The sequence below is a fragment of the Chryseobacterium ginsenosidimutans genome, from assembly GCF_024807225.1.
Lineage (GTDB): Bacteria > Bacteroidota > Bacteroidia > Flavobacteriales > Weeksellaceae > Chryseobacterium > Chryseobacterium ginsenosidimutans.
On sequence record NZ_JANUCO010000001.1, the window covers coordinates 1,936,831 to 1,949,476 of the forward strand.

Below are 12,646 nucleotides of genomic sequence, written 5' to 3' on the forward strand. Positions count from 1 at the left end.
AATCACTAATTTTGCACGTTATTTTAAATAAATACAATGCAATTATCAGAACAAGAAATCATTAGACGAGAAAAGCTGAACAAGCTTGTTGAAATGGGAATCAACGCATTCCCTGCAGATGAATACGTAATTACAGATACTACAGAATCTATAAAACAGGATTTCGCTGATAATAAACAGGTAAAGATTGCAGGTAGATTAATGTCTAGAAGAATTCAGGGGAAAGCTTCTTTTGCTGAATTACAGGACTCTACAGGCAGAATTCAGGTATATTTTAATAGAGATGAAATCTGTACAGGTGAAGACAAAACTTTGTATAATGAAGTTTATAAACACCTTTTAGATATAGGAGATATTATTGGTATTGAAGGAGAATTATTCACAACTCAGGTTGGTGAAAAAACAGTTTTGGTGAAAAATTTTACGATTCTGACAAAATCTTTAAGACCACTTCCTCAACCTAGAACGGATGAAAATGGAGTAGTACACGACGGTTTCACAGATCCGGAACTAAGATACAGACAACGTTATGTAGATTTATTGGTGAATCCTCACGTAAAAGAAGTTTTTGTAAAAAGAACAAAATTGTTCAATGCCATGAGAACTTTCTTCAATGATGCAGGATATTTTGAAGTTGAAACGCCTGTTTTGCAATCGATTCCGGGAGGAGCTGCTGCAAGACCGTTTATTACGCATCACAATGCTTTAGATATTCCGTTATATTTAAGAATTGCTAACGAATTATATCTGAAAAGATTGATCGTTGGTGGATTCGACGGTGTTTATGAGTTCTCGAAAAACTTCAGAAATGAAGGAATGGACAGAACACATAATCCTGAATTTACCGTAATGGAGATCTATGTAGCTTACAAAGACTACAACTGGATGATGGATTTCACTGAGAAATTGTTGGAATTCTGTGCCATTCAGGTAAATGGAACGTCAAATGCCAAATTTGGTGATCAGGAAATCAGTTTCAAAGCACCTTTCGCGAGAGTTTCTATGACAGAAGCTATTTTGAAGTATACAGGTTTCGATATTACAGGAAAAACTGAACAGGAATTGTTCGATTTTGCTAAATCTATCGGTATCGACGTAAACGAAACGATGGGTAAAGGAAAATTAATCGATGAGATTTTCGGTGAAAAATGTGAAGGAAACTTCATTCAGCCGACTTTCATTACAGATTATCCTGTTGAAATGTCTCCTCTTACCAAGAAACACAGAAGCAAAGAAGGTCTTACTGAACGTTTTGAATTAATGGTTTGTGGTAAAGAAATTGCCAATGCTTATTCTGAGCTTAATGACCCGATCGATCAGAGAGAACGTTTTGAAGATCAGCTGAAATTATCTGAAAAAGGTGATGATGAAGCGGGGCAATTTATTGATGAAGATTTCTTAAGAGCTCTTGAATACGGAATGCCACCAACTTCAGGAATGGGAATCGGAATGGACAGATTAATTATGTTCTTAACGGATAATGCATCGATTCAGGAAGTGTTATTCTTCCCTCAAATGAAGCCTGAGAAAATTGTTCCTCAAATAGAATTAGGAGAAGATGAAAATATAATTCTGGATATTCTTAATTCTCAGGAAGAAGCGTTTTCTTTAGCTGAAGTGAAAGAAAAAAGTAAATTATCCGGTAAAAAATGGGATAAAGCTTCTAAAACTTTAACGAAGAATAATCTAGTGAAAGTAGAGAAAATTGATGAGAATGTTTGGATGAAGTTAGCTTAATCAAGATAATATATAAAATAAGAATCCTCCGTTAGTGGAGGATTTTTTATTGCATCACTTTTACATATCTCCGTTTATATTCCTCATCATAACAATAATAAGAAAATATTCCTGCGATTTTTTCTAATCCGGAATCTCCTTCTTGTTGAAATAATGAAATTTCTTCTTCATTGAGTTTTATCCAGACTTGCCAAATTCCGTGCATTCCGCAGGTTACTTCTAATAAAAATGTATCGTGATTATCTTTGAAAAGTTGATAGATGTAAGGTTTAAATATAATTAATTCAAAGTCTTTTAAGTCGTATTCTTTATTTGAATCCATTGTAAGAGCCTGTTTGAAATATTATTTTTTTGAGAGTAAAAGTTTTGTATCGTTGATTTCGAATGGAATCTGTAATTCTTTTTAACGCAAAGATTAAATTTACATTCCGCATTATTTTTAGAAGGCAAAAGGCAAAAATTGGCTTCATGAAGCATGAAAACAGCGCTTCATCAAATCAACTTGTTGATTCCTCTTTGTTCACTTCATATTAAGTAACATTGAATTAAATCTTTGCGTTAAAAAATCAGCTTTAAAAAAAATGAATCAAATTTAAACAGATTTTAAAAATTAATTAAAATTACCTTCTCTGCTTGCTAAACGAAGCCATTAAATAAAACAAAAACGGGAGAATAAACAAAGATCCCAACATTAAAGCCCATCCCAAAGCAGAAATGGTTTTCGGAGCAGCGACATGTTCTAATAACGATAAATGTTGTCCGTTTGCAAATAAAATAATATTCGGATTATGTTGATACGTTGCAGCTATTAAGATCATAATCACCTGGAAACCTGCCAACGCTCTTACTGGAAGCAGTTTTCTGGTATGCATGGCACGTAAAATAAGCAATAGAGCAATCGTTGCGAAAAATGTAGCCATAATTCCCAAAGGTTTTGAGAAAACCCACTTTAAAAGCGGAATATCAGACAAGTAAGCCGTTGAAAAAACCAATAAACCTGTGATGACCACGAAAATCATGGTCTGTTTTGATTTTTTAATCATTAAACCTAATTGCAATCGGTCGGTGGTTTCTCTTAAAGCAAATACTGAAGCCACATAAGCACAAATGGAAACCGTGAATAATCCAACGGTAACGCCAAACCAATTCAGCCAGCTGAAAATATATAAGTCTAAAAAGCTGGTCGCATCCGGATTGATAGAGTGTGAAACGGTTGCAGCAGCGATTAGTCCTAAGAAAAAAGGAGTCAATAAACTCGAAAAATAAAATATCTGCGTATACACTTTTTGCCAATCATCTTTCACCGCATCATAATGTCTGAAAGTAAAAGCAGTTCCTCTTGCAATAATCCCAACAAGCATTAAAACCAATGGAATATGAAGATACGTTGAAAGTGTCGTATAAATTTCGGGAAAACCGACGAAAAGAATTACAATCGCGATAATCAGCCACATATGATTGGCTTCCCAAACAGGCGCGATCGATTCGTACATGATTTCCTGTGTTTTGTGTCTTGCTCTTTTTTTGGTGAAAAGTTCTACAATTCCTGCTCCGAAATCGGCACCTCCCAAAATCACGTAAAGACAAATCGACAGCCAAAGAAAGCCTATAACTACGTAAATCATGATTTTTTGTTTTTAGAATTAAACTCAATATCGGTAGGATCATAAAGTTTAGGAACCATCTGTATCTGCCTTTTCAAAAGAAAAATAATAATTAATGATAACGAAACGAAAATCGCAGTAAAAAAGTAAAACGAATACTGAATTCCCGGCATCGGAGTTACGGCATCGGCAGTTCTCATAATTCCGTAGATAATCCACGGTTGTCGACCAACTTCAGTGACTGTCCAACCCGCTTCCAAAGCAATATATCCGAAAGGTGTTGCGATTAAAAAAGTCTTTAAAAGCCAGTTTTTTTTCAGCCATTCTTTCTTGAAAAATGTTGCATATAAATAAATCATTCCGATAATAATCATCACCACGCCAAAGAAAATCATGGTTTGAAAAGCGTAATGTACAACCGAAACAGGTGGCCATTCATCTTTCGGAAAATCCTTTAAACCTTTTACTTCAGCATTAAAATCATTGGCAACCAAAAAACTTAGAACTTTCGGAATTTTTACAGCATATTTTATTTCTTCTTTTTTCTCATCAGGAATTCCGCCAATGACGAAAGATGCTCCTTTTTCTGTTTCAAAATGAGCTTCCATTGCAGCTAATTTTATAGGTTGTCTTTTGGCAACAGATTTTGCAGCGACATCACCACTCAAAGGAGCTCCAAAAGCTCCGATCAGGGCAAATCCGGCTGCTATTTTGAATGCTTTTGTATGAAATTCCACATTCTTTTTTTTCATAATTAAAAAAGCGTGAACTCCCGCAACAGCAAATCCCGTCGCACAAAAAGCCGCAACCGTCATATGTAAAGCCTGCGGAAACCAAGCTTCATTCAACATGGCTTTAATAGGATCTATATTTACATATTGTCCGTTTATATAATCAAATCCGGCAGGAGAATTCATCCATGCATTGGCTGCAACAACGAGAATTCCGGAGGCTAAACCACTTAAACCTACCAAAAATCCACAAAACCAGTGAAACCATTTGTTGAATTTTTCCCAACCATACAGGAAAAATCCGATGGCGATGGCTTCTATAAAAAATGCTGTTCCTTCCAATGAAAAAGGCATCCCGAAAATAGGACCTGCATGTTTCATAAAGTTGGGCCAGAGAAGTCCGAGTTCGAAGGAAAGCATCGTTCCGGAAACGGCTCCGACAGCAAAAAGTATCGCTACACCTTTGCTCCAGGCTTTGGTAAGACCTTTGTAAACTTCGTTATTTGTTTTTAAGTATTTCCAGTGGGCAAAAGCCATTAAGAAAGGCATTACCATACCGACACACGAGAAAATGATGTGAAAACCGAGGGACATTGCCATTTGGGCACGAGCTGCAAGGAAATCGTCCATAAAATATCAATTTTTGTGTAATAAAGGTAAGCATAAATTAAGAAGATCGAACATGACTTAAAACAGTTATGGTTAAAAAAATACACTTTAACTTTGATCTTTTTTAAAATAATCCACTTCTTGCAAATGTTGAAAAATCCGTCGTTTTTTGACATCCTATAACTTTCATATCTCGAAAAAAATCACGATATTTGTAGGTATTTGCATTAGGCAAATTATTAATTTTTATATGAGTCAAAAACAATATACAGCTAGTAGTATCCAAGCCTTAGAAGGGATGGAGCACGTACGATTAAGACCATCTATGTACATTGGTGATGTAGGAGTGAGAGGTCTCCATCATTTGGTTTATGAAGTAGTAGACAATTCTATTGATGAAGCTTTAGCAGGATACTGTGATACAATTAAAGTGACAATTCATAAGGGTGAAAGTATTTCGGTAAAAGATAACGGAAGAGGTATTCCTGTAGATTTTCACGAGAAAGAGCAAAAATCTGCTTTAGAGGTTGTAATGACCAAAATTGGTGCCGGTGGAAAATTTGATAAAGATTCTTACAAAGTTTCAGGAGGTCTTCACGGAGTTGGAGTTTCTTGTGTGAATGCACTTTCAACTTTATTGGTTGCTACCGTAAGTCTTAATGGTAAATTATATCAACAAAAATATTCAGAAGGAAAAGCATTGGCAGATGTTGCTGAGATAGGGACTACCGATGAAAGAGGAACAGACGTTTTCTTCCAGCCGGATGGTACGATTTTCCAGGAGCTTGTTTATAATTATGACACTCTTGCTACAAGATTGCGTGAGCTTGCCTTTCTTAATAAAGGAATTACGATTACTCTTATCGATGAGAGAGAAACCCAACGAAGACGGATCTTTCCCGGCAGAAATTTTTCATTCTGAAGGTGGATTAAAAGAATTCGTAGAATATATAGATGGAAACCGTGAATCTATTATGGAGCACGTGATTTTCATGGAAGCAGAAAGAGATGATATTCCGGTTGAGGTGGCGATGCGTTATAACACGTCATTCAGCGAAAATCTTCACTCTTATGTTAATAATATTAATACGCATGAAGGAGGAACTCACTTAGCAGGTTTCAGACGTGCTTTGACGAGAACTTTGAAAAAATATGCCGATGATTTGGGGATTCCTGCTAAAGAAAAAGTAGAAATTACCGGGGATGACTTCCGTGAAGGATTAACGGCCGTGATTTCTGTAAAAGTAATGGAACCTCAGTTTGAAGGACAAACCAAAACGAAATTAGGAAACTCTGAAGTTTCGGGTGCTGTAGATAAAATTGTAGGGGAAATGTTGACCAATTTCTTGGAAGAAAATCCTAACGAAGCAAAAATTATCGTTCAGAAAGTAGTTTTGGCAGCAAAAGCTAGACAGGCAGCGAAAAAAGCTCGTGAAATGGTACAGAGAAAATCTCCGATGGGAGGTTCTGGACTTCCGGGAAAATTGTCTGACTGTTCATCAAAAAATCCGGCAGAATCTGAACTGTTCTTAGTAGAGGGAGATTCCGCAGGTGGAACGGCAAAACAAGGTCGTGACAGATTTTTCCAGGCTATTCTTCCGTTAAGAGGTAAAATTTTGAACGTAGAGAAATCGATGCTTCACAAAGTTTACGATAACGAAGAAATTAAAAATATTTATACGGCTCTTGGTGTTTCTGTAGGCACAGAAGAAGACAGCAAAGCATTGAATATGGCTAAGTTAAGATACCACAAAGTAGTAATCATGACCGATGCTGATATTGATGGTTTCTCACATTTCTACGTTGATTCTTACATTCTTCTTTAGATTTATGAAAGAATTGATCGAGAATGGATACATTTATATCGCTCAACCGCCTTTGTATTTATTGAAGAAAGGAAACAAAAAAGTATATGCCTACAACGAGAAAGAGCGTGAAGAATTTACTTTAGAAATGTCTCCGGACGGAAAGGGAGTTGAGGTTCAGCGTTATAAAGGTCTTGGAGAGATGAATCCTGAACAGCTTTGGGAAACAACGCTAAATCCTGAACATAGAATTTTAAAGCAGGTAACGATTGATAATGCTGTAGAAGCAGACAGTGTTTTCTCAATGTTGATGGGAGATGAGGTTCCGCCAAGAAGAGAATTTATCGAAAAGAATGCAAAATATGCTAAGATCGATGCCTAATTGATTTTAGTTTAAATAAATATAAAGACTTCAGAAATGGAGTCTTTTTTCTTTTTATTAATGTGAAGTCTTTTTAATACAATAAAAAATACTTTCACCAGTTATTAGATTTCATTATTTTTGCTAAATTATTATAACCATGATGAAAATACTTTGTATTGGAGCGCTTTCGATGGCCTCACTATATTTTGCACAGAGCTTCCCGGCTTCTGCGATTCCCGAAAATTTAAAGAAAAATGCGGATGCAGTTATCAGAAAAGATTTTACGACCATTCAGATCAATAAAATTGATGATATAAAATACCAGTTTTACACCGTAACGACGGTCCTTACAAAAGATGGAGATTCGGATGCGCTGGTTTATATTCCTTATGAAAAAGGAAACAGCATTTCTGATGTGAAAGTGAATATTTATGATGAAGCAGGGAAAAAGATAAAATCATATTCAAAGTCTGATTTTGGAGATTTTGCTAATAATAATCAAGGAACTTTTTATTCGGATAACAGAGTGATGGCTTTGTCGTATACACCGACGCAATATCCTTATACCGTTGAGTTTTCTTATCAGATTGGTGATGAGAATACGGTTTTCCTGCCAGATTTTGTGCCGTTTAAAGGAACGAATGTCTCTTTGGAAGAAGCTCAGATGAAAATCATCAACAAATCAGGAATTGAACTTAAAACCAAAACATATCCTTCAAAATACAATTACACTTCTGTCATAGAAAGTGATAATGCGGGTGAAAAAAATTATACTTACAAAAATGTTCCAGCGATTGATGATGCATTTTTGTTGCCGCAACCTGTAAAAATTTTACCAAAAGTAAGTTTTGCCTTAACAAAATTTAATCTGGAAGGAAAACAGGGAAATATGACCAACTGGAGTGACTTCGGAACTTGGTATTACAACAGCATTTTACAGCCTGTTTCATTGTCGACACCCGCGATTAAAGCGGAAGTTGCAGGTCTTAATTTACAGGGAACAACGGAAGAAAAGGTTAAAAAACTGTATCAGTACATGCAGGCAAAAACGAGATATATTTTTGTGGCGTTGGGAATTGGCGGTTGGCAACCGATGCTTCCGGATGAGGTTCAGAAGAAGGGGTATGGAGATTGTAAAGGTCTTTCGAATTATATGAAAACTTTGTTGGATGAAGCCGGAATTCCTTCGTATTATTCGGTGATAAACTCCAGTTCGTCGCCGGTTTCTTTTGATAAAGATTTTCCGAAAATGGGTGGAAATCATGTGATTTTAATGGTTCCGACAGAAAAAGGAAATATTTGGTTGGAAAATACGTCGCAGCAGATTGCTTTTAATCATTTAAGCTACAGCACGACAGAAAGAAACGTACTTTCCATCAGAAAAAATGGAATTGAATTAATTGATACTCCAATTTACACAGCAGACCAAAGTAAGGAAAAACAATCTCTTAAAATTAAGCTTAACGAAGATAACAGTATTTCAGGAGAAGGTAATTTTTCTTATACCGGAATTCAGTATGACAACAATATGGTTTTGACCACGATGTCGCCGAAAGAAAGAAATGAAGCTATAAAAAACCTTTTGGATGTTTTACATTTTGAGAAAATCGAGATGAAAAATTTCCTGAATGATAAAGATAATGCGGTTGCAAAATTCGATCTTGATTTTAAAGCAAACAATTATTCTAAAAACGCAGGAAGTAGCATGATTTTCAGAGCGGTTCCGATTTATTCTAATACGATTTATAAAACTGATGAAAACAGGGAATTACCTTTTGAACTGAGACAGTCTTTTGAAGACGAATACGAAATCAGTTTTGCGATTCCTAAAAATTATAAAATAGAAGAACTTCCTGAGAATGTGAATATGACTTCAGAATTTGGAACTTATAAATTAAATTTTGTAAAAAATGGCGAAGAATTAAAGGTAAGCAGAGTCATCAAAATCAATAAAGGGCTTTATCCAAAAGAAAAATATAACGATTACGTTAATTTCAGAAAAAAAACTATAAACATCGACAATTCAAAAATTTTAATTTCTAAAATTTAACATGAAAAAACTAATACTAATCGCTTTTTGTTCAATGAATTTTATTTTTATTGAAGGACAAAAACATGAATTCCTTGAACCTCCAAAATTTAATGACGCAGATTTATCAAAACAAAAATCGGCTTTAGATGAAAATGCACCGGCGGAAATTTTATATAAATCTTTACATTTCAATATCGAATACAGCACCGGAAATCTTATTAAAACAGCTTTTTACAGAGTCAAAATTTATGATAAAGACAAGGCTGAAGACTGGTTGAATCTTGAAATTCCTCTTTATCAGAATGGAAGCGATCATGAGACGGTTTCCCGTATGAAAGCTTTTACCTATAATCTGGAAAATGGAGTTTCTGTTGCTACCAAAGTTGATAAAAGCTCGAAATATAAAAGTAAGGAAAGTAAGAACTATTCCATTACAAAATTTGCTTTCCCTAATGTGAAAAATGGTTCCATAATCGAATATCAGTACGAAGTAACTTCACCGTTTTTATTCATCATTCCTGAAATTATGATTGAATCGGATACGCCTTCTTTATACACGGAATATGTTTTAGACAGTCCTTCAAATATCGCTTACAACGTAAATTATACAGGTTTTCTGAATCCGAAATACAGAGAAGTAGACGAAAGAACAATGTTTGGGATGAATTACAGAACCTACAGATTTGCCTATGAAAATTTAAAAGGTTTTAAGACTGAAAGATTTATTAATAATGATAAAAATTACAGGACAAAAATAAGTGCAGAGCTGCATTCTACGAATTTCAGAGAGGTTAAACTATATTCTTCGTCTTGGGAACAGGTTAAACAAAGGCTTTATGAAAATGAAGATTTTGGAGGAGAATTGAAGAAAACAAAACTGGCAAAAGAAAATATGCCTGCAAATATTTCCGGAATTACCGACGAACTAGAAAAGGCAAATGCTGTTTTTAATTATGTTAAAAATACCTTCACGTGGAACAAAGATCGAGGGATTTACGTAGAAGACGGTATCAAAAAAATGCTTGAAACGAAAACCGGAAATGCGGCAGAAATCAATCTTTTTCTTGTGATGATGCTTCGTGAAGCGGGGATAAAGGCAGATCCGCTTGCGATTTCTACGGTAAGCAACGGACTGATTAATATCGCATCCCCCAATGTTTCGAATATGAATTTTGTGATTGCGGCGATTCAGACAAAAGATGGTTTCCACTTGTATGATGCGACTTCTAAGCAATCTTCGATGGATCAGTTGCCTCCGAGAGACTGGAATCAGTTTGGAATTTTAATTAATAAAGAGAAAGTTCAGCAATTGACGATGAACAATGGGAAAACGAGTTTTACGTATCTTACGGCAGAAGCAAAAATTAATGCTGACGGAAGTATTTCGGGAGATTATTCCGACAGAGATACAGGAACTTATGCCATGTTCGCAAAAGAAAGCTACGATGATAATGCTGATAAATATAAGAAGCAGTACAAAGAGAATTTTTCTATAGATTTTACAAATATTGATTCTAAAGTGCTTGAAACCGGTGATTTTGAAAGCAAAATGAAGTTTTCTTCAGATAACCTGATCGATAAAATAGGGAAGAAAATGATTATTAATCCGATGTTGTTTTTAAATAAAAATTCCAATGAATTTGATCAGACGGAAGCAAGAAAATATATGATTGATTTTACTTCGCCATTCACAAGAATTAAAAAAATTGTCCTTGAAATTCCTGAAGGCTATACGATTGAAGAAATGCCTAAAAACAAGAAAATCGTAACGGATGATAAAGAAATTGCGTATAGTTATATTGCTGAGCAAAAAGGTAATAAACTTGAAGTAATCTCTACAACTACGGTGAAGAGCCCAACTTATGTGAAAGAATATTATCCTGCATTTAAACAAATTTGGGGCGTTGCTTCGAAGCAGGAAAATCAGGTAATAAGCTTGGTGAAAAAGTAAGAATTACGGCATTTTTTCAAAATAATTTTAAAACCATTCATCTTTTGAATGGTTTTTGCATATAAGAAGGAAAACAAATTTATGAAAAATACAGTTGCTGTTTTGGCACTTTCTTCTTTCTTTATTTTTTCGGCTTGTAAAAAATCTGATAACAAGATGATTACTGATAAAAAAGAAATCACCAAACCGGAAAAATTTATCATTGATTCGGTGAAAGTAAATGATTCTCTTAAAATTAATAATTTTTTACAGGTTAAATATTCATCAAAAATATTGGTTTTTCCTACCATTAAAGACAAGAAATTGTTAGACAGTATTTATTTCGGAGATAAAAATATTCAGGATTTTTCTCAAAACGGAATTCAGGCATTGCTTGAAAAAAACAAAAATGAATATTTCAATACGATTAAAAAAGATTCAAAAGACTGGATCGCAGATCTTACCCATCCCGAAAATTGGTATTCTGATGCAGGAATGAATGTAAAATCAAACATAAATGATTATCTGCATATAGAATACATTTGGGGTTTCTTATGAAGGTGGAGCACATGATAATTACGGTTTTTCAGAAAGAGTTTTTGATATTAAAAACAATAAAAAAATAGAACTAAAAGATATCACTTCAATGCCGAAAAGTAAATTGGAAGCTTTGTTAATGAAAAATATTGATAAAATAAACAGCGGAACAACAGACGATAAAGGAAAAGTAAACAATGCCGAAATGCTTTTGGTAGAGGTAATTCCGGCAACGAAAAATTTCTATTTTGATGATAAAAACCTTTATTTCCATTACAGTCCTTACGAAATTACTGCTTTTGCAGCGGGAGATATTACCATTCCGATTTCTTGGGAAGAACTAAAAACAACTCTTAATCCTGAGTTTAAAAAAAGAATGAGTATTAATTATTAAATAGAAAGCTTCCATATTGGAGGCTTTTTTCAGTAGTTGGAACGTTTTTTGAGATTTATAAGCAACACCTAATAACACAGAATTGATGAAAAGGCTTCATTTCATATGGATAATCACACTGCTTGCAATAATTTTTGCATGTAAAGAGATAGGATCCAAAAAAGAAAATTCTACACCCGATGCATATACAAAACTTATTATAGATTCTGTAATAAAGGAGGATTCTACAAAATTGTCAGATTCTGTCATGGTAAAATATTCTTCAAAACTTCTTTTATTTCCTAATTTTGAAAATAAAAAACTTCTTAAACAGATCTATGCAGACAAAAATATTACAAATTTTTCTAAAGAAGGATTACAGAAATTTTTAACGGACGAAAAGAAGAATTTATACAACCAACTTAGAAAATCGCAAAAATATTCTGATACAAAACGTAAGCAACAATGGGAATATACTTCTCAAATGAATCTTAAGATGAATAAAAATGATTATCTGTATATTCAATATTATTATAATCAGTTTGAAGGCGAAAGTAAAGATCAATATCGATATCAGGAAAAGGTTTTTGATCTTATAAATAACAAAAAACTGCAGCTTTCTGACATTTTATCGATCTCAAAAGAGGATCTTTCTGAGCTTTTAAAAGCAAATTTAGAAAAAACAACGATGATGCAGCAGATGAAAAAATATGATGAGAAAGGGTATGCAGCTTTATCAAAAGTATCAATTCCGATGACGGGAAACTTTTATTTTGACGATAATAACCTCTATTTTCATTACAATATGAACGAAATCGGTAAAAATTTTGACATTGGAGATATTGTCATTCCGATTTCCTGGGAAGATCTAAAAGCGAATCTAAAAACAGATTTTAAAGAAAGAATGAAAATTAACTAATAATA

At 34.1% G+C, this 12,646-nt stretch carries 9 protein-coding genes and 1 pseudogene; 7 read left to right on the forward strand and 3 right to left on the reverse strand.

All coding sequences use genetic code 11. From position 1 onward, the window contains the following. The first annotated feature begins 36 nt into the window (after positions 1 to 36). Entirely contained in the window at positions 37 to 1,737 is a 1,701-nt protein-coding gene (gene lysS, locus J3D55_RS09250; RefSeq protein ID WP_259130541.1) for a lysine--tRNA ligase, read from the forward strand. 46 nt (positions 1,738 to 1,783) lie between these two features. On the opposite strand, the gene J3D55_RS09255 is transcribed toward lysS, so the two are convergent. The 3 genes from J3D55_RS09255 to J3D55_RS09265 all read right to left on the reverse strand — a co-directional run bounded on the left by J3D55_RS09255 (position 1,784) and on the right by J3D55_RS09265 (position 4,702). After that, positions 1,784 to 2,059 carry a hypothetical protein gene (locus tag J3D55_RS09255; RefSeq protein WP_259130543.1) on the reverse strand — a complete coding sequence of 92 codons (276 nt, stop codon included), beginning with the start codon at positions 2,057 to 2,059 and terminating at the stop codon, positions 1,784 to 1,786. 298 nt (positions 2,060 to 2,357) lie between these two features. Next, on the reverse strand, positions 2,358 to 3,362 hold the full coding sequence (locus J3D55_RS09260) for a cytochrome d ubiquinol oxidase subunit II (RefSeq protein ID WP_259130544.1): 1,005 nt from the start codon (positions 3,360 to 3,362) through the stop codon (positions 2,358 to 2,360). Then, positions 3,359 to 4,702, reverse strand: a complete 1,344-nt coding sequence (locus J3D55_RS09265; protein ID WP_259130546.1) for a cytochrome ubiquinol oxidase subunit I — start codon at positions 4,700 to 4,702, stop codon at positions 3,359 to 3,361. The genes J3D55_RS09260 and J3D55_RS09265 overlap by 4 nt, the downstream gene beginning before the upstream one ends. Positions 4,703 to 4,931: 229 nt before the next feature. Here J3D55_RS09265 and gyrB point away from each other — a divergent pair. The 6 genes and pseudogenes from gyrB to J3D55_RS09295 all read left to right on the forward strand — a co-directional run bounded on the left by gyrB (position 4,932) and on the right by J3D55_RS09295 (position 12,641). After that, positions 4,932 to 6,868: pseudogene (gyrB, locus tag J3D55_RS09270) on the forward strand (DNA topoisomerase (ATP-hydrolyzing) subunit B). 139 nt (positions 6,869 to 7,007) lie between these two features. Beyond that, positions 7,008 to 8,900 (forward strand): DUF3858 domain-containing protein, encoded by a 1,893-nt coding sequence (locus J3D55_RS09275; RefSeq protein WP_259130548.1) that lies wholly within the window; start codon positions 7,008 to 7,010, stop codon positions 8,898 to 8,900. Position 8,901: 1 nt separating this feature from the next. Then, the gene (locus J3D55_RS09280) at positions 8,902 to 10,833 is read left to right on the forward strand and encodes a transglutaminase-like domain-containing protein (RefSeq protein ID WP_259130550.1); all 1,932 of its coding nucleotides are present in this window, start codon (positions 8,902 to 8,904) and stop codon (positions 10,831 to 10,833) included. Positions 10,834 to 10,914: 81 nt separating this feature from the next. Further along, positions 10,915 to 11,370 (forward strand): hypothetical protein, encoded by a 456-nt coding sequence (locus tag J3D55_RS09285; RefSeq protein WP_259130551.1) that lies wholly within the window; start codon positions 10,915 to 10,917, stop codon positions 11,368 to 11,370. 88 nt (positions 11,371 to 11,458) lie between these two features. After that, complete coding sequence (locus tag J3D55_RS09290) at positions 11,459 to 11,743, forward strand: RsiV family protein (protein ID WP_259130552.1); 285 nt, start codon at positions 11,459 to 11,461, stop codon at positions 11,741 to 11,743. Between the two features lie 85 nt (positions 11,744 to 11,828). After that, complete coding sequence (locus tag J3D55_RS09295) at positions 11,829 to 12,641, forward strand: DUF3298 domain-containing protein (RefSeq protein ID WP_259130555.1); 813 nt, start codon at positions 11,829 to 11,831, stop codon at positions 12,639 to 12,641. Positions 12,642 to 12,646: the final 5 nt, after the last annotated feature.

What these genes read in the sequence shown, in the direction of transcription:
- J3D55_RS09285 (WP_259130551.1), top strand. Translation starts at nt 10,915, where the DNA reads ATGAAAAATACAGTTGCTGTTTTGGCACTTTCTTCTTTCTTTATTTTT.
- J3D55_RS09255 (WP_259130543.1), bottom strand. Translation starts at nt 2,059, where the DNA reads ATGGATTCAAATAAAGAATACGACTTAAAAGACTTTGAATTAATTATA.
- J3D55_RS09275 (WP_259130548.1), top strand. Translation starts at nt 7,008, where the DNA reads ATGATGAAAATACTTTGTATTGGAGCGCTTTCGATGGCCTCACTATAT.
- J3D55_RS09260 (WP_259130544.1), bottom strand. Translation starts at nt 3,362, where the DNA reads ATGATTTACGTAGTTATAGGCTTTCTTTGGCTGTCGATTTGTCTTTAC.
- lysS (WP_259130541.1), top strand. Translation starts at nt 37, where the DNA reads ATGCAATTATCAGAACAAGAAATCATTAGACGAGAAAAGCTGAACAAG.
- J3D55_RS09290 (WP_259130552.1), top strand. Translation starts at nt 11,459, where the DNA reads ATGCCGAAAAGTAAATTGGAAGCTTTGTTAATGAAAAATATTGATAAA.
- J3D55_RS09280 (WP_259130550.1), top strand. Translation starts at nt 8,902, where the DNA reads ATGAAAAAACTAATACTAATCGCTTTTTGTTCAATGAATTTTATTTTT.
- J3D55_RS09295 (WP_259130555.1), top strand. Translation starts at nt 11,829, where the DNA reads ATGAAAAGGCTTCATTTCATATGGATAATCACACTGCTTGCAATAATT.
- J3D55_RS09265 (WP_259130546.1), bottom strand. Translation starts at nt 4,702, where the DNA reads ATGGACGATTTCCTTGCAGCTCGTGCCCAAATGGCAATGTCCCTCGGT.